Origin of the sequence: Natronococcus roseus (assembly GCF_043677095.1) — an archaeon.
Classification (GTDB): Archaea; Halobacteriota; Halobacteria; order Halobacteriales; family Natrialbaceae; genus Natronococcus; species Natronococcus roseus.
Window position 1 is genome coordinate 24,509 of sequence record NZ_JBHLJR010000009.1, and the last position, 22,670, is coordinate 47,178.

The 22,670-nt window shown below is 53.2% G+C and carries 22 protein-coding genes; 9 read left to right on the top strand and 13 right to left on the bottom strand.

The window, feature by feature from the left end; all coding sequences use genetic code 11:
• The first annotated feature begins 174 nt into the window (after nucleotides 1-174).
• Together ACFEMD_RS20390 and ACFEMD_RS20395 are read left to right on the top strand one after the other, a co-directional pair.
• Entirely contained in the window at nucleotides 175-1,167 is a 993-nt protein-coding gene (locus tag ACFEMD_RS20390; RefSeq protein WP_394743116.1) for a substrate-binding domain-containing protein, read from the top strand.
• A 284-nt stretch (nucleotides 1,168-1,451) separates the two neighbouring features.
• Complete coding sequence (locus tag ACFEMD_RS20395) at nucleotides 1,452-2,522, top strand: glucose 1-dehydrogenase (RefSeq protein WP_394743117.1); 1,071 nt, start codon at nucleotides 1,452-1,454, stop codon at nucleotides 2,520-2,522.
• Between the two features lie 103 nt (nucleotides 2,523-2,625).
• Here the strand turns inward: ACFEMD_RS20395 and ACFEMD_RS20400 are convergent, their stop codons facing one another.
• Entirely contained in the window at nucleotides 2,626-3,693 is a 1,068-nt protein-coding gene (locus tag ACFEMD_RS20400) for a Gfo/Idh/MocA family oxidoreductase (RefSeq protein WP_394743118.1), read from the bottom strand.
• 159 nt (nucleotides 3,694-3,852) lie between these two features.
• On the opposite strand from ACFEMD_RS20400, the gene ACFEMD_RS20405 reads away from it, so the two are divergent.
• A complete protein-coding gene (locus ACFEMD_RS20405) occupies nucleotides 3,853-4,920 on the top strand; it encodes a 2,3-butanediol dehydrogenase (protein ID WP_394743119.1) in 1,068 nt (355 codons plus the stop codon).
• A gap of 39 nt (nucleotides 4,921-4,959) precedes the next feature.
• Here the strand turns inward: ACFEMD_RS20405 and ACFEMD_RS20410 are convergent, their stop codons facing one another.
• The 6 genes from ACFEMD_RS20410 to ACFEMD_RS20435 form a co-directional block, all read right to left on the bottom strand.
• Nucleotides 4,960-5,631, bottom strand: coding sequence for a VOC family protein (locus tag ACFEMD_RS20410; RefSeq protein ID WP_394743120.1), 672 nt, complete (start codon nucleotides 5,629-5,631; stop codon nucleotides 4,960-4,962).
• 100 nt (nucleotides 5,632-5,731) lie between these two features.
• The gene (iolM, locus tag ACFEMD_RS20415; RefSeq protein WP_394743121.1) at nucleotides 5,732-6,886 is read right to left on the bottom strand and encodes a scyllo-inosose 3-dehydrogenase; all 1,155 of its coding nucleotides are present in this window, start codon (nucleotides 6,884-6,886) and stop codon (nucleotides 5,732-5,734) included.
• An 86-nt stretch (nucleotides 6,887-6,972) separates the two neighbouring features.
• Complete coding sequence (locus ACFEMD_RS20420) at nucleotides 6,973-8,709, bottom strand: thiamine pyrophosphate-binding protein (protein ID WP_394743122.1); 1,737 nt, start codon at nucleotides 8,707-8,709, stop codon at nucleotides 6,973-6,975.
• Nucleotides 8,710-8,890: 181 nt separating this feature from the next.
• Nucleotides 8,891-9,319 carry a universal stress protein gene (locus tag ACFEMD_RS20425; RefSeq protein WP_394743123.1) on the bottom strand — a complete coding sequence of 143 codons (429 nt, stop codon included), beginning with the start codon at nucleotides 9,317-9,319 and terminating at the stop codon, nucleotides 8,891-8,893.
• Nucleotides 9,320-9,473: 154 nt separating this feature from the next.
• Nucleotides 9,474-10,484 carry a TIGR03557 family F420-dependent LLM class oxidoreductase gene (locus ACFEMD_RS20430; RefSeq protein ID WP_394743124.1) on the bottom strand — a complete coding sequence of 337 codons (1,011 nt, stop codon included), beginning with the start codon at nucleotides 10,482-10,484 and terminating at the stop codon, nucleotides 9,474-9,476.
• Between the two features lie 69 nt (nucleotides 10,485-10,553).
• Entirely contained in the window at nucleotides 10,554-11,795 is a 1,242-nt protein-coding gene (locus ACFEMD_RS20435) for a mandelate racemase/muconate lactonizing enzyme family protein (protein ID WP_394743125.1), read from the bottom strand.
• Nucleotides 11,796-12,147: 352 nt separating this feature from the next.
• On the opposite strand from ACFEMD_RS20435, the gene ACFEMD_RS20440 reads away from it, so the two are divergent.
• Complete coding sequence (locus ACFEMD_RS20440) at nucleotides 12,148-12,948, top strand: HpcH/HpaI aldolase family protein (protein ID WP_394743126.1); 801 nt, start codon at nucleotides 12,148-12,150, stop codon at nucleotides 12,946-12,948.
• A 110-nt stretch (nucleotides 12,949-13,058) separates the two neighbouring features.
• On the opposite strand, the gene ACFEMD_RS20445 is transcribed toward ACFEMD_RS20440, so the two are convergent.
• A complete protein-coding gene (locus ACFEMD_RS20445; RefSeq protein ID WP_394743127.1) occupies nucleotides 13,059-14,558 on the bottom strand; it encodes a CoA-acylating methylmalonate-semialdehyde dehydrogenase in 1,500 nt (499 codons plus the stop codon).
• Nucleotides 14,559-14,799: 241 nt separating this feature from the next.
• Between ACFEMD_RS20445 and ACFEMD_RS20450 the strand changes: the two genes are divergently transcribed.
• Together ACFEMD_RS20450 and ACFEMD_RS20455 are read left to right on the top strand one after the other, a co-directional pair.
• Nucleotides 14,800-15,564: an IclR family transcriptional regulator gene (locus tag ACFEMD_RS20450; protein WP_394743128.1), complete on the top strand. Its 765-nt coding sequence runs from the start codon at nucleotides 14,800-14,802 to the stop codon at nucleotides 15,562-15,564.
• Between the two features lie 1,333 nt (nucleotides 15,565-16,897).
• Nucleotides 16,898-17,854: a transcription initiation factor IIB gene (locus ACFEMD_RS20455; protein ID WP_394743129.1), complete on the top strand. Its 957-nt coding sequence runs from the start codon at nucleotides 16,898-16,900 to the stop codon at nucleotides 17,852-17,854.
• Nucleotides 17,855-17,925: 71 nt separating this feature from the next.
• On the opposite strand, the gene ACFEMD_RS20460 is transcribed toward ACFEMD_RS20455, so the two are convergent.
• From ACFEMD_RS20460 to ACFEMD_RS20475, 4 genes are all read right to left on the bottom strand, one after another.
• Nucleotides 17,926-18,198, bottom strand: a complete 273-nt coding sequence (locus tag ACFEMD_RS20460; protein WP_394743130.1) for a HalOD1 output domain-containing protein — start codon at nucleotides 18,196-18,198, stop codon at nucleotides 17,926-17,928.
• A 119-nt stretch (nucleotides 18,199-18,317) separates the two neighbouring features.
• Entirely contained in the window at nucleotides 18,318-18,842 is a 525-nt protein-coding gene (locus ACFEMD_RS20465; RefSeq protein ID WP_394743131.1) for an Rrf2 family transcriptional regulator, read from the bottom strand.
• 300 nt (nucleotides 18,843-19,142) lie between these two features.
• Nucleotides 19,143-19,337 (bottom strand): hypothetical protein, encoded by a 195-nt coding sequence (locus tag ACFEMD_RS20470; RefSeq protein WP_394743132.1) that lies wholly within the window; start codon nucleotides 19,335-19,337, stop codon nucleotides 19,143-19,145.
• A 485-nt stretch (nucleotides 19,338-19,822) separates the two neighbouring features.
• On the bottom strand, nucleotides 19,823-20,239 hold the full coding sequence (locus tag ACFEMD_RS20475; protein ID WP_394743133.1) for a TRAM domain-containing protein: 417 nt from the start codon (nucleotides 20,237-20,239) through the stop codon (nucleotides 19,823-19,825).
• A 323-nt stretch (nucleotides 20,240-20,562) separates the two neighbouring features.
• Between ACFEMD_RS20475 and lrp the strand changes: the two genes are divergently transcribed.
• Together lrp and ACFEMD_RS20485 are read left to right on the top strand one after the other, a co-directional pair.
• Nucleotides 20,563-21,027: an HTH-type transcriptional regulator Lrp gene (gene lrp / locus ACFEMD_RS20480; protein ID WP_394743134.1), complete on the top strand. Its 465-nt coding sequence runs from the start codon at nucleotides 20,563-20,565 to the stop codon at nucleotides 21,025-21,027.
• A gap of 530 nt (nucleotides 21,028-21,557) precedes the next feature.
• Entirely contained in the window at nucleotides 21,558-21,929 is a 372-nt protein-coding gene (locus ACFEMD_RS20485; protein WP_394743135.1) for a tautomerase, read from the top strand.
• A gap of 150 nt (nucleotides 21,930-22,079) precedes the next feature.
• On the opposite strand, the gene ACFEMD_RS20490 is transcribed toward ACFEMD_RS20485, so the two are convergent.
• On the bottom strand, nucleotides 22,080-22,238 hold the full coding sequence (locus ACFEMD_RS20490) for a hypothetical protein (RefSeq protein WP_394743223.1): 159 nt from the start codon (nucleotides 22,236-22,238) through the stop codon (nucleotides 22,080-22,082).
• On the opposite strand from ACFEMD_RS20490, the gene ACFEMD_RS20495 reads away from it, so the two are divergent.
• A complete protein-coding gene (locus ACFEMD_RS20495; protein WP_394743136.1) occupies nucleotides 22,200-22,592 on the top strand; it encodes a citrate/2-methylcitrate synthase in 393 nt (130 codons plus the stop codon). The two genes, ACFEMD_RS20490 and ACFEMD_RS20495, sit on opposite strands and share 39 nt — an antisense overlap.
• Nucleotides 22,593-22,670: the final 78 nt, after the last annotated feature.

Genomic DNA, 22,670 nt, shown 5'->3' on the forward strand with positions numbered 1-22,670 from the left:
CGGATTCGAATCGAATTTTCCGACCGATAGACCCAAATATACTCTGAGTTCCCATCGCCTTTGTCGAAACGTTTATGTACGACTGTGAGAAGATAGAGCATGGGTATGAGTCCCGAAGAACCGACTAGCGATACGAGTGTACTCCAACCGACTGGAGTGACGAGGCGAACAGTGATGGCAGCAACGGGTGGCCTCGGCATAGCGGGTCTTGCCGGGTGTCTTGGAGAGGAAGACGACGTTGACGCTGATGATGCCGGCGGTGAGATTGACGACTATGAGATCCGATACATTCCGCACGCGAGTGCCGCAACCGATCCGTTCTGGGAGACGCAGGAACTCGGGTGGGAGGCCGCCGTCGATCAGCTAGGTATCGAGGCTTCATTTCAGGGCCCGAGGGAAGAGGACTACGAAGAGCAGGTTGATAACATCGAAGCGGCAATCGATGCAGGTGTCGACGCGCTCGCAGTTACACTACCCGACCCCGGGATGTTTGAAGGTGCACTTGAGCGAGCGGAGGAAGAGGGTATCTTCGTCACGGTAGCAAACGTAACCGAAGATGAGCAATCAATGCCGTGGAACGGTTATATTGGACAAGACGAGTCTGATGTAGGTTCTCAACTGGCGACAGAAACGCTCTCACTCTTTGAGGAGACCACCGGTTCGATACCGGTCGAGGTCGTAATTGCGAATCACTCTCCAGGTCACGGCGCGCTTGAAACCCGGCAAGAGGGAATCGAAACCGTTCTCGATGACGAAGGAGTTACCCACGACTGGGTTGACATACCAGAAGGTGATCCCGCTGGTGTAATCAGTACGCTTGAGAGTCACAAAGCGAGTAACGAGGATGTTGAACTAGTCTATACGCTTGGTCCGTCGGGTGGGGAACCGGCGGTTGACTGGCTTCAAGATGAGGGCTACGAAGGGGAGGTGTTTCACGCTGGCGTCGATATGAGCGGAACGTTGGCCGACGCTATCGGAGACGGGATGAATCTGGGGCAGATCATTCAGCAACCCTTCCTGCAGGGGTACTTGGCGGCTCAGTACCTCACGAATTATCTCGTGTACGGAATCTTGCCGCCCGAACACACGCCTACCGGCCCAACGTTTGTCTCCGAAGAAAACTTAGAAACCGTCGAGAGACAGATCGAGGAAGTCGGCGTCGCCTGAAACCGTTTTGTAACTGACACACAACGGACTGCACTGCCCTCCGTTTTGACCGTGCGCTCACCCCGCTCAGTCGTAACTTCTAGTAGCGACGAGTCCGTTAGTTGTTGTTTATGGATAGGACTCGATAGGGGTGGTTCCTTCGTAATCCGGACGAGTATTACGAGCGACCCCGTTGCGTTCGCTTCGGCGCGGTGGTGTCAAAAGGACGAGGTAGACTGGAGCACGTATATCGATGTGAGGGAGCGATAACTATGTATAATGGTTGAAACGAATAACACGTGTAGATGCACGCTGTTGCACTATTCCCGAGCGAGCCTGCACTGCGCATCATAGAGAAAGCGGAGCCGACACCTATCACCGGTGAAGCATTGATCCGAACGCTAGCTGTCGGAATCGATGGGTCAGACAGGCGTATCGTCGACGGCGAATTGAATATCGACCTCCCTGGCAATGACGACCACCTTGTCATCGGTCACGAGGCTGTCGGCGTCGTCGAAGATCCGAACGGAACGGGGCTGACAGAGGGAGACGTCGTCGCCCCACTCGTTCGACGGCCCACCGACGATGGATCAAGGGCCGCGGCGAACGAGGAACTCGACATAGCGCCACCGGGCAGTTTCCACGAACGCGGAATCACGGGGGCGCATGGTTACATGGCGGAGTACTTTACTAGTCGACCAGAGTATCTCGTTTCCGTTCCGGAGTCGCGGGCAGAATACGGGTTCTTCGTCGAACCGACGAGCCTCGTCGAGAAGGCCCTCGAGCAGGCGTTTGCAGCCCGATCAGCGTTCGACTGGCGCCCCTCGAGTGCGTTCGTACTCGGAAACGGCAATCTCGGACTGCTCGCGCTTACGCGCCTCGAAACCGGTGACGAGTTTGACCGGACGTACTGCCTCGGTCGACGGGACCGACCGGATCCAACGATCGACGTCATCGAAGACCGCGGTGGGGTTTACGTTGACTCGCGGCGAGTCTCGGTCACCGAATTCACGGAAGCACACGAACCGGTCGATTACGTCTTCGAGACCACTGGATACCCGAACCACGCCATCGACGCGGTGAACGCGCTCGCCCCTAACGGTGTAGTGACGCTCCAGGGGATTCCCGGATCGTCGTTGACGTTCGAGATCGATGACGGTGAATTCCACACGGACCTCGTAACCGCCAACAAAGCGATCCTCGGTGTCGTCAACTCTCGTCGGTCGCACTTCTGTGCTGCGGCGGAATGGCTGCGCGAAATGTCCGAGTCGGTACTCGACGACCTCGTTAGTGGTATCTACGGTCTGGACGAAGTCGACGAGGCGTTCACCGACTCTGAAGAGACGATAAAATCAGTCGTTTCGTTCGATCGCTGATTGGGATTCAGGCCCAATCGATTTCTTTTGACAGTCGATCCGCGAAAGGCCACCTTGACTCTTGCCGGACGATCTGCAAACGTACTGTCTCCGCTGAGAAACGTTATACGAATGACTCCATGAACAGCGACGTGATCAGCTCGATGTCGTCGCGGGCCTCGGTGAACGAGGTACGGACCTCTTGCTCACCGCGGACACACGCCATGAACGCTTCCAGTTCGAGTTTGAAGCTCTCCTCGCGGGTCGGGCTGTACTCACAGTCAACAGTCTCTGAGGTTCCCTGACGGACCGAGAGTGTCGCCGAATTATATTTGATGAAGGGATGGTCGAACTCGAGGCGCAGCGTCTGATCGGGTGCGTCGACGCGGAGGAACTGCTCGTGCCAGTGGCGTTCGGAGTCACCCGTCTGGAGAATACAGTGCTCACCGCCTTCGAAAGAGAGGTGTGCGGTGCCGTAGTAGCCGTCGCGGACAAAATCGACGTAGTCAACGGAAGTGACGTCACCGAACAGCCCACGAAGGGCGTTAACGTCATGACAAATGTGCTCGAGCTGGAAGTCGTACGCTGCCGCGAGGTCCTCGTCGTTGGTTCCAATCGCCTCCTTACACTGCTTGAGACGCCGCTCATTGCTCTGCTCGATGAATGCCTTGTCGAGCTCTGGTGTGACCAGATCGTAAATATCCGGTAGTGACTGAGCGAAGTCCGCGTCCACGGCGTAGGCCGTGATGCTATCGATTTGTTCTACCTCGCTGAGTTCGTCGGCCAGTCGCTCGTAGGCTAGTTCGAATCGGCGGTTGTACGCGACCATCGCCGTTGCGTCGCTCTCTGCGGCGACTTCAACCAGCCGGTCGGCGTCGGACGGCGTGACTGCGAGCGGTTTTTCGACAAGGGTGTCCAGCCCGGCCGTGAGTGCACTCTCGACGACGTCGGCGTGGGTCTGCATTGGTGTAGTGACAATAACTGCATCGAGATCGGAATCGAGGTCCGCAATCATCGTCTCTGGGTCCGTGTAGCGCCGCTCGGAATCGACGTTGTACCGCTCCCCGAGCTCTTCGGTGACGTTTTCCGCCGGATCGCACATCGCTGCGAGCTTCGCGTCGGGTAGTTCGACGATGTTCGGTATATGCATAATCTGTGCGATAGTTCCGCAACCGACGATTCCAAACTCCATACTGATGTTAGCTACCGACTGTGACTAAAATGTTCCTACTGAGAGACCCGTTTCGCAATCGCTGCTCAAGAGTGATTGATACCGAAATTATATACTGATAGGGAACATTAATCACATATCAGAGTGGAAACTGATACCACCTGTGAGGTCACGACAACTATGAAAGCAGCACGTCTCTACGGCGAACAAGACATCCGTATCGACGAAGTAGAACCGCAACCACTGGAACCGACGGATGTCCGAATCGATGTCGAAGTGTGTGGAATCTGTGGCTCCGACCTGCACGAGTACCGAAATCCGGAGGCCACTCCCAAGGAGGAACATCCGCGGACCGGCGCGAGCCGTCCGGTCATTGTTGGCCACGAGTTCAGTGGTATTGTGAGCGAGGTCGGCAACGACGTCGGCCGACTCAACGTCGGTGGTCCAGTCGCTGTCCACCCCAACATCCCGTGTTACGATTGCGTCTACTGTGAGGACGGTGAGTACAACCGCTGTGACGACGTCGCCTCGATCGGCTACCACACCGGTACCGGCGGCTTCGCCGAGAACGTGGTCGTCCCCGAACGACAGGTCCACGCACTGCCCGACGGTGTTGATCTCTGGGAGGGTGCGCTGGTCGAACCGCTGGCGGTCGGGCTCCACGCCGTTCGCCGATCCGGACTGCAAGCGGGCGACACTGTCGCCGTCTTCGGCTGTGGCCCCATCGGACTGACGGCGATCCGAGCGGCCGAGGCGGCAGGTGCCAAGCGCATCTTCGTTTCGGAACCGAACGACAGTCGCCGTGAAATCGCCACAGAACTCGGTGCCGACGTCACCGTTGATCCCTTTGAGACTGATCCGGTCGAGGCCATCACGAACGCGACGGCAGGCGGTGTGAACGTCGCGTTCGAGTTCGCCGGACTCGAGCAGACGTTCAACTCGGCCGTCCAAAGTACCCGTCGCGGCGGAACCATCACCGTTGGCAGCCTCAGCGAGGCCGAGATCAGTACGAATACGGAGGAGATCGTGATGGCGGAGCGAACGGTCACCGGGACATTCTGTTACGGATTCCCGCCGACCTCGTTCCGCACTGAGTTCGACGCAATCATCAGTTCGCTGGCTGACGGGGCGATCGATACCGAGACGTTCGTGACTGGACGGATTTCCCTCGACGAGCTCATCGAAGGAGGTTTCGAGTCGTTGCTCGACCCGGAGACCGAACACGTCAAGATTCTCGTCAAACCGTAACCTGAATCCGCCGTCCCTCTCCTAATTCCGGCTTCCACGTTAGCGGGCCATGCTCCACTGCATCGGACGCTGCACCGACCGCTCCCGATCTGTCCAGCTGAGAGCATATCCACCGTCCCGGTGGGATCGTGTCTGTCTGTGTCCGTAGACGCGATAGCGCGTCCAGCGGTGCCGTCTATTCGGTGCTATCCGCTGGATACGTGTAGATAGGCTCCGGATCGGCTTCTCCGCCGGCGAGCGTTTCGAAGTACAACCCGTCAAGGTACTCGCGTGTGTCGAAGTATATGTAGTGTCTGTCGTGCCACTTCCCGTCTTGAACCACGGGTATCCCGGCGTTTTCGAAGGCGCCGACGACCGCATAGACGTCGTCGACTCGAAACACGCGAGGTGGTGGACTCCCTCGCCATGGGCCTCGAGGAAGTCCTGGTGAATCGACTCGCCGCTGAGCGGTTCGACGAACTCGATCTCGACGTCACCGAGCGTCGCGTATCCGATCTCGAATGCACATTCGGTCTCCGCTCCGCGGTACGACATCTCTCTGTGTTCGGGCGGTTCGATACGATGAACCTCCCACGGCCCGAACCCCAAAACGCGGTTGTACCGTTCCATCGCCGCCTCAACGTCTTCGACGACCCACGCGATCTGGCTCACGGCCGGAATATCTATCCCGACGTTCGGAAGCTCAACCTCTGCTTCGCTCTCAATATCCATGATAGTTCCTCACACCACTCGGCAAAATAACTACCGCTTCGCTAAGGGACGTTCCCGGCGAATAGACAGCCCTCACTCGCGCGGAGACGGTCATTTGAGCTCACACCTTGACGAGAACCTTACCGTCAACACGCTCCGCCGCCTGGTGAATTGCCTTGTCGGCGTTCGAGAGACTGAACGTAGAGGTAACGATCGGCAGATTGTCGAGCCTGCCGGCAGCCATTAGCCGGATCACGCGCGGGTAGACTTGTTGGCCCGTATGTCCTTCCGAGCCGTATAGCTGTGCGCTGTTGCTCTGTAGCTGACGAAGTGCCATCTGTGGATCTGCGCCGGCGTTGCTGATGTGAACTACGTTCGCTCTCTCGGCTAATGTCTCCTGGATCACTGGGTATGTCTGTGTGACCGCACCTGAAGTCTCAATGTGAACATCTGCTCCCTGATGGTCGGTGACCTCATTGACCGTCTTGATTGGATCACGAGTGATCGGATCGTAGACATGCTCGAATCCGAGCTCGTGGGCGATTTCTCGGCGCTCCGGAGACGGCTCAAATGCGATTACTTTTCCTGCACCCGCGGCTCGAGAGACGTTCATACCGGTAAGGCCAATTGGCCCCGCGCCGTGATAGACATGGTAGTCGCCAGGCTTAATGCCCTCGGCGCGGCCGAAGAGGCCGTAGTAGCCAATCGTTGACGGTTCGATCGTTGCTGCAGCTTTGAGGAGTTCGTCGTCGTCATCGTACGCCTCCCGAAGGGATGAGACGTCCCAGAGGATTTTCTCCGGGACAGCGACGTACTCCGCGAATGCTCCCGGTAGCGTGAATCCGAGCTGTTCAAAGTTTTCACAGTGTCCATGAAATCCTTGCCGACACATATTGCAGCGAGTACAGTAGTCGGTCACCTCCGCCGTGACGAGATCACCTTCTTCAAACAGTCGAGCGTCGGCACCGGTTTCGACGACCCTGCCTGCGAACTCATGACCTGTGACGTTCGGCAGTCGCAAGTACGCTGAGTAGTGGACGTAGCCGTTTTCGCCCGTCGCGATCATTGAGGTATCGCTGCCACAGACGCCTGCGTATCTAACGCGTACGAGTACCTCATCATCGTCTGGGATGGGTCGCTCCCGTTCGGTCACGCGTAGCTCTGGATCACGCCACACCTGTGAGGCGTTCATCGCTTTTTTGGATTCTCGCTCGTCGTTAGTAATATTGTAGTCGGATCGTGGATCCCATTCGGCGTTCAATACAAGGGATTTCATACCATAATATTCGTATGCATATGGTATAACGATACCGGAGCCAAGAAAGGAAATGGTTAAACTGGAACCGAACCAGTCGACCGCCGCTACCGCTCCCTCTCAAGATCGGCGAGATCCCACTCGCCAGTGATGATGGCTCCCGAGTCAGCGTTGTCTGGTTCAACGATCGCTTCGACCAACGCAGGGCCATCGTGCTCAAGCGCATCTGTGAGCGTTTCAGTAAGATCCTCGGGCTTGACAACGCGTTTGGCGAAATCGACGCCAAAGGCTTCTGCCATCTTGACGAAGTCTGTCCCTTCCTCAAAGGGCGTGTTAAGGACGCGGTCCCAGCCGTATTTGTCGACCTGTAGATTCCGAATCGACTTCCAGCCATCGTTGTTAACGACAAGATAGGTAACGTCGACGTTGTGTTCGACTGCACATCCCAGTTCCTGATTGCACATTAGGAAGCTACCGTCACCTTCAACGTTAACAACCTGTTTGTTGGGTTGGGCGAGCTTCGCACCGATTGCGGCGGAAACACCAAAGCCCATCGTTGAGAACCCGCCACAGGAGATATTCGTTCGCGGTTCATATACTGGGAATTCTGGATTCGTGACTTCCTGAGGCTGACCGGCACTTGATACGACGATTCCATCACGGTCAAGTGCCTCTCGCAGACTCGCGAGTGCCCGTGAGATACCCATCGGAACATCATCCGTATGACGGTCCTCGACGAGTTCGCGCCACTCGGCCCATAGCCGCTGAATCTCGTCATAGTATTCGTTATTTTCTGCATCGACAGGATCAATTCGATCAGCAACTTTCTGCTGAAGCTGTCGGGTAACAACCTTCGCATCTCCGAGAATACCGACCTCAACTGGATAGTTCTTGCCGATTTCCTCATTGTCGATATCGACGTGGATCAGCTTACTTGGCGGAATGCTGAAACTCACTCCGTCTTCGAATGATGACGTATGCAAGTCAGTAAAACGACACCCGATTGCAAGTACGACATCGGCATTGCTTGCAAGTTCGTTTCCAGCAGTTGAACCAATCCAGCCTGCATAGCCAACAAAGAGTTCATGATCCTCAGGGATGATTCCCTTCGCTTGGAATGTCGGAATAACTGGGGCTTTTAAGTGATCTGCAAGTTCTTGAACCTCATCCCACGCCTCACCGAGCATACAACCACCACCGGGGACAATAACCGGCCGATCAGCCTCAGCAAGCAGATCGGCGGCTTCGGAGATTGATTCGGGATCCCCACCGGGACGACTGTGGGTACGCGTTTCGGCTGGTTCCGGAATCTCGACGTCTGCAGCACCGCCCTGGACGTCCATAGGGAGATCAACATGAACGGGACCAGGTCGTCCTGTCGTTGCGATTTGGAATGCTCGCCGAAGAACTCGCGGGAGTCGCTCAACGTTATCCACGACGAAACTTTGCTTTGTTACCGGCTCCATGACACTCGGGAAGTCGCCGGGTTTCTGACGCTCTATCTCTTGAAGAATGCCTTGTCCATACTCATGTGTCTGGGGCGCGCCCGTGAATACAATCATCGGGATGGAGTCGACATAGGCTGTTGCTACACCAGTAACCGTATTGGTTGCACCAGGACCGATCGAAGTAAACACTGCGAGAGGTTCCCCACTTGCTCGTGCGTAGCCATCTGCTAGGTGAGTTGCACCTTCTTCATGCCGTGGTTGGATAACATCAACAGTTGAATCGTTGAACGCATCGAGGAGATTCGTGCTTCCATGGCCGGGAATTCCGACCAGGTACTCTACGCCTTCTTTCTCGAGGTACTTGGCGATGATTTCGCCACCGGTCAGTTTAGGCATTGTCTCTATTGAACGATTGACACGGTGAATCATAAATATTCGCCCTCGAGCTGACCCTATCACTCAGACCATTCGGATGACTGTTTGACATTACAAGATGAGATGCGGTCGGTTGCGTGTGTAGTCCTCATCATCCTGTCTAGCAGACTTTCCGCTTAGACTTAAAAGAACGTAGGTCCGTTCACCGGCGAACGAATGTAACGGGACACGGTGCGTTCAACAATACAGACTGGGCAGTGTCCCCAAACAGGGCTTTCCCGGTTGGACTCCGGTCTTCTCCCTGTACGTATAGAAGATCAGCATCAGTAGCATCTGCAAGAGAAACAAACGTCTCTCCCGTGTCTCCTACTCCACCGCGAATTTCGTAGTCGATCCCCTCTTTTTCGAAACGGGTTGTGAAAGTCTGTATACTGTCCGAACGCGTTGCGAGTTCGTCTGGTGTTGTATTTTCACCAAAATCTTCAGACGCAGCCTTATAGTCGTCTTTCGGGTGTCCTACCCCGAGCACGACTGTCGCTTCTGTTGGACCGGCAACATCAGTGACAGCATCAGTTAGCGAATCGTAATCGTCGCTTGGCTTCAGAGCAACAAGGATTGTGTCGATAGCCATTACGGAGAGTCGATAGGAACCGTAGAATTATAATACTTCGCACGAGCAAGCGTCGGTTCTCATGACCAAATCCAGCCTGGTCTTCTTATGATTGTCTGGCATAATACTTTGATACTCTATTTTCTAATTTGCTCGTTGATTCCTCACCACCTACTTATATTGATGAAATCACTTCATCACCCATAACCTCGAAGAACTGCTCGGGCTGGGGGCTCGTGTTCCCGACAGCGATTCGATCGAATCCCATCTCGGCGTACTCTTCGAGTTGGCCTGCAATCTCTGCGGGGTCGTCGGCGATCAGGAATTTTTCTTCGACCTGTTCTCTGGTAGCCTTCTTCCCCTCCTGTTCGATGCGCTTCGGATTGTCCATCGCACGGTCGAAAACGTTCTGCGTCGTCGCCCACCAGGAGCGTGTTGATTCGAGGGCACGCTCGTAATCTTTGTCGTAGGATGCGATCACTAACAGTGTTGTTTCGATGGCATCCGGGTCGTTCCCCTCTTCTTCAGCGTATCGACGGACTGCTGGGTAAAGCCGCTCTGTGTACTCTTCGCCCTTCTTAACGGTAATAAAACCGTCAGCATATCGTGCAGCAAGTCGAGCTGTGCTTGGCCCGTTCGCTGCAACGTGGATCTCAGGGGACTGTTCGGGGAGTGTGTAAAGCTTTGCTTCGTTCAGCTCGAAACGATTGCCGTCATAGCTCACAAACCCGTCTTCACCGATAAGATCTGAGTCGACCCATTCCTCGTCACCCCATAATGCCCGAATACACTCAAGCGACTCCTCAAGTCGATCCCTCCGTTCGGGGTACTCCGGCCAGTCAAATCCTAATGGAGTCTCGTTCATTGCTTCACCAGTACTCAATCCGAGTACAACACGGTCGTCGTGCATTGTTTGCAATGTCGCGAACGCCTGTGCGATATCTGCTGGATGGTACCGACCGGCTGTTGGTGTCACACACGTTCCGACAGGCAAATCAAATCGTTCAGTTGCGGCGCCAAGCCACGACCAGGCAAATCCAGCTTCGGCGTCCGTGTGAAACCATGGATGGAAGTGGTCCGATGTCCAGACAAATTCGAAACCGTTGCGCTCGGCGGCAGCACCGTATTCGAGGAGTTCCGGGGGGCTATACTGCTCCTGATGGGCCATATAATCAATACTGACCATTGGTACACATATACCAATGGATCGAACCACCAAAATCGTTGTTGTCCGAACGGCCCACCGCTGAGATAGCTATCGGTCAGAGTGTTTTCGGTGCTCCTCGACGACGTCCCAGTCAAGCTCGATTCCAAGTCCAGGTGAGTCAGGGACTTCGAGTCGGCCGTTCTGAATAAGCGGTTTATCTTGTGTAACGAGATCCTCCCACCATGGAACCTCGCGAGCGTGGTATTCGAGGGCGACGAAGTTCGGAACTGTAGCACCGACATGGGCAGTCGCGACGGTTGCGACCGGACTTCCAATGTTGTGCGGAATGAGTGCCTGATAGTAGGCTTCCGCCATGTCGGCGATCTTTTTCGTCTCAGCAATTCCACCGGTCTTGGGAACGTCGGGCGCAAGGAAATCAACCGCCTGTTCTTCGATCAGGTCTCGGAACCCGTGGCGACCATAGCGATTCTCACCGGTCAGCAGCGTCACGTCGACGCACTCTTGTAGTTCCCGCATTGCATCAGTGTTTTCTGGTGGGAGCGGATCCTCAATCCAAGCGAGATCGTAGCCTTCGACCGCACGGCAGAGCCGTTTAGCTGTCGACGGGCTGAAGTTCCAATGGAGATCGACCGCCACCTCTGCGTCATGGCCGATTTCGTCGGTGACTGCTTCAACTACCTGCCTCTTGTGTTCGACTTCCGGCGGATCGAAGTGTCTCGAGAGTGTGTCGATCTCTCTTCCGGAAGGAACATCGAGATCGAACTTGATGATATCGAATCCATCGTCGACAGCCAGTCGAGCGGCTTGTGCGTATGCCTCGGGCTCATAGGTGGCTTCTTCTTGTCCCTCTTCGGCGGAGGCAACCATTGCTTCTCCTGCGTGGCAGTCCGCATAGACGCGAACTTCTTCACGTAGTTTTCCACCTAACAGCTGGTATACTGGTTGGTCCAGTAGTTTACCAGCGGCATCCCAAAGTGCGAGTTCGACCCCACTGATTGCGATCGCCCCTACTCCCCACTGAGAGCCCCTTCCGGAGAGGCTTTCCCGCATAAGATGGTACAATCGCTCGACATCAAGAGGATTCTCTCCGAGGAGAACGGGACGGAGGTAATCCGTGATAATTTCATGAACTCCTGGTGAGGGGTACGCCTCGCCGATACCAGTCACGCCCTCGTCGGTCTCGAGAAGAACGATCGTCCACGGAAAGTTCCCTTCGATAACGAGCGTCTCGATATCGGTTATTTCAGCTGTTGGGCCGTCTCGGTTCGGTGCTTCGTCGAAATCGGACCACATTGTCGCTGCAAGCGTGGATGCGAAATCTTCGTACATTAGTTGTATTGTATGGGTATTCGGTTAGCCGATTTGTTACCGGCCACGATCAGTTGCAACCGCGTGCCGTACTATCACAGTGATTGACGAGGCGGATATTATAGCTTCCGGTGACTTGTTATCTGATACTGTCCTCACTGACTCGCGGTCAAAACCTTAGTATCAGATATATTATATGTTACCGCTATTTTTATGCTTCTTGACCGATGATAGCACTATACGACTCATATATGATCACCGTTGTTCCCGACGCGGGGAAACCCCTGGGTATCTCCCGCTCAGCAGACCACTCCAATCGATTTGTTGAGATGCCTGTCGTTCACAAAACGATCGAAACCGATAGTGAGAGGCTATGACACGACATTTGAAACACAAACTCAAAACCCGTAAACATCCGGTTGGGAATTGGCTCTCCATTGGTCATCCAGCCGTTGCGGAGGTCAGCGCTTCGCTTGAGTTCGATTTCGTTCTTGTCGATACAGAGCACACGACGATGACCCTCGAAACAGTCGAAAACGTCTCTCGCGCTATCGACGCGCGTGATGCTCCAACTGAATCGATTGTCAGAGTCCCCTGTAACGACCAGGCACGTATCAAACGCGTACTCGACATCGGTGTTGCTGGCGTGATGGTTCCAATGGTTGAATCAGCGGCCGAGGCTGAGCAGTTCGTCGAAGCTGTCAACTACCCTCCTGATGGGAACCGTGGGATCGCGAGTGGACGTGCAGCGGAATATGGAATGGAATTCGTCGATTACGTTTCCGAGGCCAACGGATCGATCGTTACGATTGTACAGATCGAATCACAGACCGGTCTCGAAAATGTCGATGAGATTGCGGCCGTCGATGGTATTGACGCCTTGTTCGTTGGCCCTGCTGACCTTTCGGGTGCACTCGGTGTTTTTGCAGAGTGGGATGCGCCAAAACTCCATCAGGCAATCGACCGCGTCTTACAAGCAGGTGAACGGCATGATACGCCGGTCGGGACACTTACTGTCGACCGGGAACAGATAGATGAACGTGTTGAAGCTGGCTTCGACTTCTTGATTGTTGGGAAGGACACTGCCTATCTTGCCAATGAGAGCCGCAGTTCGAAAGAGCGGTACGAGGCTGCGGTCGCACGACAATCAGAATCGCTTGCTAACAGCGAGTAGCCGTAACATTTTCAGATACAGCATCTAGACCTGAGAGCGGTCTCTGAATAGGGTACTCTCTTCAGAGTACACCCATCAAAAATTTTGCTTAGCTGGAATTTCGTTTCGTTCTAACTGTACCAGCGTTCGATCTGGATTGTTTTCTCAGTGTAGAAGTTGACTGCATCTTCGCCTTGTGCGTGAAGATCGCCAAAGAACGATGCCTTTCGGCCACCAAAGTGGAAAAAGCCCATCGGTGCACAGACACCGACGTTGATTCCGATATTGCCAGCGTCAACCCCGTACTTGTACTGGCGTGCTTCACTGCCGGATTCGGTGTAGATCGACGAGGCGTTACCGTATTTGGTTGAGTTGACCATATCAATAGCCTCGTCAAGATCATCGGCGGATGCGAGGCAGAGAACCGGTCCAAAGATTTCCTCCTGAGCGACCTCCATATCGCTCCTCACTCCCTCGAGCAGCGTTGGGCCGAGGAAGTGTCCATTCAACTCGTCATCAGGGTGTTCGAAGTCACGGCCGTCGAGAACTAACTCCGCACCCTCGACAAGTGCACTCTCGATCAGGCTCAGAACGCGTTCACGTGAATAGTCGGTAATCAGTGGGCCGACTTCTGTATCGCTGTTAACACCTGCTCCGACGGTAAGGTTCTCTGCGGCTTCAATCAACTGCTCGCGGAGGTCATCGTAAATATCACCAACGCCGATGACAACGTCATTGGCGAGACAACGCTGACCCGCATTCCCGTAGACCGAACCAGTGATGTTCGGAACAGACTCTTCGACTGCGGCGTTTTCTGTAACGACGGCGTAGTTCTTTGCCCCGCCTTGTGCCTGTACTCGCTTACCGTTCTGGGCCGCGGTTTCATAGACGTGCCTGGCAACCGGCGAGCTCCCGACGAAAGAGACACCCTCAATATCAGGGTGCTCAAGCAGAGCGTTGACTGTATCGACACTACCGTTAACGAGATTGACGACACCATCAGGAAAGTCGACTTCGTCGACTGCTTCGAAAATAAGCTGTGAACTCAGGGGTACTTTTTCACTTGGCTTCAAGACAAATGTGTTGCCGGTTGCGACTGCATACGGCAGGAACCACAGAGGAATCATCGCTGGGAAATTGAACGGAGTGATGGCAGTGAAAACACCAAGCGGCTGACGGACTGCGTATTCGTCCATATCGGGTGCAACATCCTCGACATTCCCACTTCCCTCGCGAAGCATATTCGGCATTCCGCAGGCGACATCGACGTTCTCAATACCTCGGTGAACCTCCCCAAGTGCTTCATCGACAGTCTTTCCGTGCTCGCGGGACAGAGCGGTCGCGATCTCTTCGTCTCGTTTTTCGAGTTCAGTTTTCAGATCGAAGAGGTACTGTACTCGTTCGGTGACTGGCGTCTGTCGCCACTCCTTGAACGCATTGTTGGCAGTTTGGACCGCCTCGTTGACCGTCTCTACCGTCGAGAACTCGACCGTCGCCAGTTCCTCGTTCGTTGCGGGGTCCATAACCGGTCGAGAACCGCCACCACTTGGCGTAGCCCATTGGCCACCCACATAGTTGTCGACATCGTCGGCTACTCTCGGTGAGATGACCTGCTCTTGCTGCTCAGACATGTACATCTATCCGATTGTGACACCTACACAAATACGTTACGCTCGTCTGAAGATGCTTTTAATTTGTAGCGAAGGTCGGGTGGAGCCACCCGAGTCACTAATAAATATGCTACTATCCAAACCCCGGAAGAAAGACTGGGGCTCTATCGAATCCACTATGGGGGACCGGACCCTATACTATTTGAACCATCTTGTTTGGGTGATGCAAACAGTTTTGTTGGTGGAGGATAGCACTCTCAGTATGGGTACAAACTCGCCAAGAACGATTCAAGCGGTTGAAATCACCCTGGAGATCGTCGACTTTCTTCAGGAGAACGATGGTGCCCGAGTCACTGAAATTGCGAATGAACTAGAATGGACGAAAGGAACGATCCATTGCCACCTTGCTACCCTAGTCGAAAATGAATATGTCATTAGAGATAATGAACGATATAAACTGGGCCTACGCTATCTCGAGTTCGGAGAGAAGGTCAAGGATCGACTTGGCATATACGATGTTGTTTCTGATGAAGCAGATGATTTAGCCAAGGAGTGTGGAGAATTGGTTCAGTTTGCGACAGAGGAACACGGCCGTGCAGTATATCTCTATAAGACTGGTGGCGAGCGCGCAGTTCAAACGGCTTCCTCCGTTGGAAAGCGAGAGTATCTCCACTGTATCTCACTGGGAAAAGCTATTTTAGCCCACTACGAGCGTGAACATGTTGAATCGATCATCGAAAAGCATGGACTCCCAGCATTCACAGACCAGACAATTTCTACTCAGGAGGAACTCTTTGACAATCTTGAAACGATCCGTGAACGAGGATACGCATATGATGATGAAGAGAAAATAGAGGGACTACGCTGTGTCGCAGCTCCAGTAAAAGCCAGTCAAAATAAGGTACTTGGTGCGATAAGTATTTCCGGGCCCTCGAGTCGAATGACTGGCGATCGATACCACGAAGACCTCCCGGACAAGGTTCTCCGCTCTGCAAACGTCATCGAAATCAATAGCCAATTCTCCTAATCTCTCTGTTTGTAGATCTCAAACAGAGATCTGGACTTACCCGTGGGCCGGTTCTTCAAGCTTGAACCTCCAAAACGAGACTAAGAGGGAAGGAATCTGTTACCACTAACGTTAATGAATGGTGCCTGTAGACTAGTGGTGCCAGAAATCCAAGGGCCTCACTGACCATCTAATTACAGATGTACTACAGTAAACGATAGGCTGTTTTGCCCCAGAGAATATGTGGTGTAAATTACACTTGTGTCGTCGCACTTTCAAACCTAGTTTACACTCGTACTATAGTAATATTACGCAACGATAGTTTATATTTTGCCGCCCTACAAACATCTGTCCTCAAATCATCTCATCTAATAGTATGTTTGAGAAGTACAAACATATATATGGAGAAAGGCTCTTAACCAAGTCATCTGTAATTCTTTCTATTAGTTAAAACAGCTAAAGGAATCAGGGAAACCTAACGACGGAATTTAAAGAGAGAAGGGATCAGAGAATGAGTGTTATATAGGAAATCAATTTGTGAACAAGCAGGTCACTGAGTGGGTTTAATCTGATTTTCACAGACTTGCTCACCGAGAGCTACAACGTGAATTTAGAAGAATTTTGGAAGAACGAATAGATAATAAACGTCCCAGCAGGCGTCGCCGCCAGCCTTTACCAGATCAGTTGTTCCCTTCGAGAAACAACACCGCCCCTCACTCGATTAGGTATTGGATGCTCCCACGGAGCGGTTTAGGACTAAGTAATTAGGTTGTTGACACCGGGTGTAACCCGATTAAGGCGAAGCCGAAGCGGGTCGCTGTCAACGAGGCTACTATCAAGATCAAGGGGGATGCCCTTGTACATACGCTGCGATAGGGATCCAGACAAAATTGATTCTTGCCGTTGCAGTGTCGGACAACGGGACGTCGATCCAGCCGCTGTGTTCTGCATTAATTAACCAAAAAATATGGCCTCAACGACACGGTGTTTCTCGTCAATGATTGCGGATATCTGACTGCTCTCTCCCGGTTAGGATTGAGCGACCAACTCTACTATTTTGCTATTAAAGAGGAATTCATCCAGTACGACCGTCTTTATTCAAACCTAGATAAGGACGTCGGCAAAGAATTGATTGATAAGGGCCGCTCGACCGGCGAACGACGACTTCCTCACTCGGCGTAGACGTCGTGAAATCAAAGCTCACCGAGAGGAAAGGCCAATATGTTGCTGGTCTGTTCAACGGAGATTTCTTCTAGTAAAAAACTCAAGAGTTCGGATTGCACGAATCGTATTGACCGTATACCTACTATTGATAAAACGGGGGTTTAACACTCTCTGGCATATATCCTTTCATATGGAGCGTGCTACGCGTCAGCGCGAATCAAGATCAGCCGAAAAAGATCAGGAGTCGGCGAATGAGCAAACGTGCGATGAGTGCGGCTCGAGTGCGCTTACGACGAGTGATGATCAAGGTGAACTGGTCTGTGAGGACTGTGGGTTAGTTGTTGAGACGAGAAATATCGATCATGGACCGGAGTGGCGGGCTTTCAACCACTCGGAACGAAACAATAAATCTCGAGTTGGGGCACCAACGACACAAACAATGCATGATAAGGGCCTTACGACGAAGATCGACTGGAAGGACAAAGACGCCTATGGTCGCTCGTTGTCCTCGGAAAAGCGCACTCAGATGGGGCGCCTGCGCAAATGGCAGGAACGGATTCGAACAAAAGACGCTGGTGAGCGCAATCTGCAGTTCGCACTCAGTGAGATCGATCGGATGTCTTCGGCACTTGGTGTGCCACGGTCGGTCCGTGAGGTCGCCAGCGTTGTCTATCGGCGGGCGCTGAACGAAGATCTCATTCGTGGGCGTTCAATCGAGGGGGTTGCAACAGGCTGCCTGTATGCTGCCTGTCGGCAGGAAGGCATTCCACGCAGTTTAGAAGAAGTTGCTGACGTCTCACGAGTGGGCAAGAAAGAAATCGGACGAACGTATCGCTATATCGCGCAGGAACTCTCTCTCGAGATGCAACCAGTGGACCCGAAAGAATACGTTCCGAGATTTTGCTCTCAGCTTGGTTCAGGTGAGGAAGTCCAATCAAAATCTAGAGAGATCATCGATACCACCGCAGAGCAGGGGTTGCTCTCCGGAAAGTCCCCGACTGGGTACGCTGCTGCTGCGATCTACGCCGCCAGTCTTCTGTGCAACGAAAAGAAAACACAACGTGAAATCGCAGAGGTCGCGCAGGTGACTGAAGTGACGATTCGGAATCGATATCAGGAGCAGATCGAAGCAATGGGGCTTCACTAATTGTCTTTTGAGGTCGTAACTGTTGCTCTGTACTCTGACTGTTGGTGCCGTGCTCGCCTTCTCTCACAAATTTAGGCGGTTGAGGAAACGGTGATATCACCGTTGCCACTGACGGTAACGGTATAGCCATCGTACTGGAAAGTAATCGATTCGAGTGTAGAGTCACAGCCGTCCGCGATGAGCGCGTTCAGAGCATCGGGATCGATCGCACCATAGAGCGGTGGCAGATCGATTGGATCCGTATTCGAAACTCTGGCGACTTCGTAGACAACATCGGTTGTGAGCTCGTTTTCCGGTGTGTTTCCTGTCGGCCTGCTCCTGTCGGTAGGCGGTGTCTCAATCATTGTCCTTACACACGCTTTCCTCACTGATATTCTTTGGCCATATCCTCATTGCTTGTTTTTTTGACTGTGCGGTATACTACTACAGAACGAGACGGATAGGCTACGGACAGTTCAATGAGCTAGTTTTCCGTTGGTGTTTCCATCCTGTCGATTTGGAGAATAAGTACGTTATTCGTGTCGTCCTTGCCGTCGATGGTTCCTTTGACTGTGAGCTTCGAAAGTGGAGTCGGACCGACGGTAACCGTCTCCCCCTCGTGGAAGTCATCGATCGAGTTCTGGATGTGGATTTCTGCCCGACAAAGCTCGGGATGGTGAACGCTCGAGAGATTGATCTCCTCGATGACAATGTCCTCGAGGGGCTTACCGTCATGCTCGAGCGGAACTGATGCGGGGTCATCCATCTGCTGGATCTCAAGGGCTTCGTAGGCTGCCGCAGTTGGCTTGTAACCACCTTTTGGGCCAGGAACACCCTCGACCAGTTGAAGCGCCTTTAGGCTCTGCATCTGGTTGCGGATCGTTCCTGGATTGCGATTAATCTGCTCGGCGATATCCTCACCCTTGACTGCACATTCGGACTCATTATGAAGGTTCGTTAGCGCGCGTAACATCCTCTTTTGGCTCACTGTGAGTTCGATCGACGACATGGAGGCATTTGGTGAGGAATCTGTTTAAGTCCATTGAACTTCCTGATTGTGCGCGTTGGCAGCCGGCTGGCTGCTTGAGGTTAGTGCCAAACTCGAGGAGACGAGTGACAACCACCGATACTGATGGAATGACACGGATGTTAGTCGACAATATCAATAAACAACGCACAATAAGACGATGAGTTAAAATATATTGGGCAAATAAGTCGACATACGACATCCAATCCGAACAAAAGTATGACTTCAAACGATCTGCTTGTTGACAAGTGTTCCGTCTGTGAAACGTATTTTGTCGTCCACTCAAGTGCCGATCTTCAGCGGCGGCTCAACGCCCACGAGCTCGAAGAGCACGGGAAGATCCAGCCCTCCCGGGTTGATCATGGCGCAACTGACTACCGATAGAGCATAACCTGTTTTCTCCGTTGTGTCCTCGGGCGTCCTAACCTGACTGCTGAAGACGTCGCTCCTTGTGCAGAAATCCTCGAGTATTCCCACACTGAGGACGCTGTCGAGTACCAGCGCGGCAACTGGCCAGATACCGAGGCTGGACGGCAAGCTCGAGGTGGAGTGAGGAAACAGACGAGGAATAACTGGCTACTCGAGGAGAGCGAACTGAACTAGGCGGATGGGGGTCAAGTTGGTCTCATGTACAAAGCAGTGACCACCTAGATAGAGTTGTCCGATATTCGAATCACTGTATTTATTCAGACGTCTAAATCGACGGGTGTATTTCGTAAATGGAGCATAGCTAGAGCGATCTTGAACGCATCTGGAGGAGACCTTTCCTCGAAATATGATGTTCACAGACTCAGAGGAAGAGTGTCGGTCCACCAGCTGGCGATGACAGCAGTCCTGCTTCGATTAACTGTCTAGCCCTTGAATTTCTTCAGACTTGGTTGACCTACTAAGTCGATCTCAGCAGGCCAGAACATAGCCCAGTCGAAACTCTCGGAGTTTCGAATCGAGTTTGCGTTGACGTATTATGGATCCCCGCGCTCGAGGATTTCGGCGAAGGCGACGTTCTCCCGAACGTCGGTGATTTTGACCTTGACACGATCTCCCTGCTTCGTATCGGGAACGATGATCACGTATCCACGTTCGACACGGGCAATGCCATCGCCCTGTTCCCCGATGTCCTCGATTTCGAGGGTCCGTGTTTCACCTTCCGTGGCCGGCGGCTCAGGATGGGAGGACTTAGGTGACTCCTGGTTTTGCTCTGATCGGTTGTCTGAATCTGTAGCCGACGAGTGGGTTTGAGAGAGGACTGTTCGGTACACTTTGTCTAATTCCACATCACCATCACCGAGCTCGCGTTTCGGGACTTCAATTACGTATGAGTCGCCTTGCTCTTCGATCTCGGCACTAAATACACACAGTAGCTTTTCAGAAATCTCCATTAGTACTGGGTCTTCTCTAATAGAGAGACGGGCAGCACCTTCAGTCCGGTGGATGGAACATCTGAGTCTCGCCTGTCTCGGGTGGCGAATTAGATAGTACCCCTGATATTTCGGTACCAACTACATCGACTCCCTTGTGGTTAGAATGAGAAGAGATGGCTCCAAAGGGCGATTATTGCTATGGGTCAACTACTATGGACCGAGATAGTCCGTTTGCAATCTCCACAATCAAATTTCTCTGTTGCTGGCCTTAGGCTGATTTCTCTGTAGAGGAACGTGGACATTCGTAAAGTTATAGTACATGGTATGTGCTGTATTATCTAATGACCTACGAACATCTGGATACGGAGTTGGTCAATGAGCTACTCGGCGACGGACGCGCTAGCCTGCGGAGTCTTGCTGAGGACCTTGATGTGTCCGTGACGACGGTCTCGAATCACCTCTCCGACCTCGAGGAGGCAGGCGTCATCCAGGGGTACACGCCGATCGTCGACTACGATGCTGCGGGTTACGACGTAACCGCTGTGATGCAACTCAAAGTCGAAGGTAATGCACTCGGTGAGATCACAGGCACGCTACGAGACCACGAACAGATGATGTCTGTCTACGAGGTTACCGGCGACTACGACATCATTGCGATCGGCAAGTTCAAAGACACCGATGATATGAACGATCAAATCAAGGCCCTGGTGACGGATCCTGATATCAAGCAGTCGAATACCAGTATCGTTCTGAATAGTGTTGCTGAGAACGAGCAGTTTGAACTCGAGACCGCAGCTGACGATTGAGGTAGAGGATCGGCGGCTATTCGGACTCCCAAAGTATTGGGCCCTCTTTTGTTGACAGACGGATTTGGATGGGTGGCGACTCGCGACGGCTGCGCCGTCGGTGGGTCTATAATATTGTTATCTAGTTTATAACAACTAGTAACAGATAGCTCTGTGAGAACTGCTCAACGCCTATAGTAACAACTGAAACTGTTTGCACACCGATCGCACAGCCGTCGTGCGATCAGGTGCGCACTGACTTTCAGTGGCTACTATAGTTCTGCGAAAGTCGTAGTTGTCTCTCGAAGCGAACAACTGGTTTGATGAGGCAGGCGACGAACGGCTTAACGGGCGTCGCCGTCCGCTCGCTTTCCCGTGGTTCTTCTAAATCTGCGCTGTCGCTCCCGTTGAGCAGGTTTTCGAGTATCAATCCAAAGCAGCCCAATGACCTGGTAACTTCTCAAATTGACTCACAGTACCGACCACACCGAGGATATATTTCGAGCGCCGAGAGAGGATATGCCATGCCACATCTTCAATTCGAAACGACGATGTCGCTGGATGCAACGGAGAAACGATCGTTCACCACTGAGATCACCGAACTTTACGCCGAACGCATGGCGACAGGGACGGGTCACGTTGCGGTTACGGTTCGTACGCTCGAGGAGGGCTCATTCTCGTTAGGTCGACTCGAGCCCGGCGATGACGCGGTTATGCTCAATGCGGACATCCGTACGGGGCGTTCATTCGATCAGCAGCGGTCGTTCGTCCGCGATGCATTCGACGCCGCTCACGACCAGTGGAGCGTTCCAACTGCGAATATGTACGCTGTAGTCACCGAACACAACGGCGAAGAGTTTCACGAGTACGACCGTGTGCTCGCTTCCTGGGGAGAACACGAGACCGAAGAGGGCGCAGATTGACGGTGGATTGCGGAACACAATACGTGTTCAGATGCTAGTGAGACCATGGCTCGTCCCTTCGCTACCGCTGCACTGACCGGTGACCTCACTGTCCGGATCAGTGTGCAGTTTACTTTCGAGATTCTCGGACCGGCTCAGTCGGCGATCGCCTCACAGGAGTGGACCAGTATCCCGGAACACCAGAGCCCGGACAGCGATGTTGTACTGCGCTCCAAGAACAAGCGTCTCGCCGCTCTCATCGAACGTGAGCCCGAATAGTAGCCGGCCGTAGTGGATCCTGTTCTCGAGCAGTTCAGAGAACTCTCCCATGCCGCCCAGCAGTTGCTTTCAGACGTTGATGATCAGAAGTTCTTCGAAAGTGTTGAAGAATTTGAGAATATTGCTGTACGCCAGTTAGCTGAGCGCAAGCCTAGTCGAAAACTTGAGACGAACGTTGAGTTCTACACTGCTGTACTATTGCATAGTGTTGGCATCCTACAGGAGTTGTTCACACCCATTTTCGCGGTATCACGAGTCCGTGGCTGGACGGTTCATGGCCTCGAGGAGTTAGCAGACACCAAGATCATTCGCCTGACATCGGTCTACGCCGATAGCCGTAACCGGTCCTGGATTCCACCCGATGAGCGTAATCGGTCTCAGACGATCCTAACTCATGAATGTTGATCTGTTAATCACGGAACAGCCACCTCCAGATCCGCTTGTGGACGCAATAGAGAACGCTGGTGCTACAATTAGCGTCGC

What these genes read in the sequence shown, in the direction of transcription:
- ACFEMD_RS20390 (WP_394743116.1), top strand. Translation starts at nt 175, where the DNA reads ATGGCAGCAACGGGTGGCCTCGGCATAGCGGGTCTTGCCGGGTGTCTT.
- ACFEMD_RS20395 (WP_394743117.1), top strand. Translation starts at nt 1,452, where the DNA reads ATGCACGCTGTTGCACTATTCCCGAGCGAGCCTGCACTGCGCATCATA.
- ACFEMD_RS20400 (WP_394743118.1), bottom strand. Translation starts at nt 3,693, where the DNA reads ATGGAGTTTGGAATCGTCGGTTGCGGAACTATCGCACAGATTATGCAT.
- ACFEMD_RS20405 (WP_394743119.1), top strand. Translation starts at nt 3,853, where the DNA reads ATGAAAGCAGCACGTCTCTACGGCGAACAAGACATCCGTATCGACGAA.
- ACFEMD_RS20410 (WP_394743120.1), bottom strand. Translation starts at nt 5,631, where the DNA reads ATGGATATTGAGAGCGAAGCAGAGGTTGAGCTTCCGAACGTCGGGATA.
- iolM (WP_394743121.1), bottom strand. Translation starts at nt 6,886, where the DNA reads ATGAAATCCCTTGTATTGAACGCCGAATGGGATCCACGATCCGACTAC.
- ACFEMD_RS20420 (WP_394743122.1), bottom strand. Translation starts at nt 8,709, where the DNA reads ATGCCTAAACTGACCGGTGGCGAAATCATCGCCAAGTACCTCGAGAAA.
- ACFEMD_RS20425 (WP_394743123.1), bottom strand. Translation starts at nt 9,319, where the DNA reads ATGGCTATCGACACAATCCTTGTTGCTCTGAAGCCAAGCGACGATTAC.
- ACFEMD_RS20430 (WP_394743124.1), bottom strand. Translation starts at nt 10,484, where the DNA reads ATGGTCAGTATTGATTATATGGCCCATCAGGAGCAGTATAGCCCCCCG.
- ACFEMD_RS20435 (WP_394743125.1), bottom strand. Translation starts at nt 11,795, where the DNA reads ATGTACGAAGATTTCGCATCCACGCTTGCAGCGACAATGTGGTCCGAT.
- ACFEMD_RS20440 (WP_394743126.1), top strand. Translation starts at nt 12,148, where the DNA reads ATGACACGACATTTGAAACACAAACTCAAAACCCGTAAACATCCGGTT.
- ACFEMD_RS20445 (WP_394743127.1), bottom strand. Translation starts at nt 14,558, where the DNA reads ATGTCTGAGCAGCAAGAGCAGGTCATCTCACCGAGAGTAGCCGACGAT.
- ACFEMD_RS20450 (WP_394743128.1), top strand. Translation starts at nt 14,800, where the DNA reads ATGGGTACAAACTCGCCAAGAACGATTCAAGCGGTTGAAATCACCCTG.
- ACFEMD_RS20455 (WP_394743129.1), top strand. Translation starts at nt 16,898, where the DNA reads ATGGAGCGTGCTACGCGTCAGCGCGAATCAAGATCAGCCGAAAAAGAT.
- ACFEMD_RS20460 (WP_394743130.1), bottom strand. Translation starts at nt 18,198, where the DNA reads ATGATTGAGACACCGCCTACCGACAGGAGCAGGCCGACAGGAAACACA.
- ACFEMD_RS20465 (WP_394743131.1), bottom strand. Translation starts at nt 18,842, where the DNA reads ATGTCGTCGATCGAACTCACAGTGAGCCAAAAGAGGATGTTACGCGCG.
- ACFEMD_RS20475 (WP_394743133.1), bottom strand. Translation starts at nt 20,239, where the DNA reads ATGGAGATTTCTGAAAAGCTACTGTGTGTATTTAGTGCCGAGATCGAA.
- lrp (WP_394743134.1), top strand. Translation starts at nt 20,563, where the DNA reads ATGACCTACGAACATCTGGATACGGAGTTGGTCAATGAGCTACTCGGC.
- ACFEMD_RS20485 (WP_394743135.1), top strand. Translation starts at nt 21,558, where the DNA reads ATGTCGCTGGATGCAACGGAGAAACGATCGTTCACCACTGAGATCACC.
- ACFEMD_RS20490 (WP_394743223.1), bottom strand. Translation starts at nt 22,238, where the DNA reads ATGGGAGAGTTCTCTGAACTGCTCGAGAACAGGATCCACTACGGCCGG.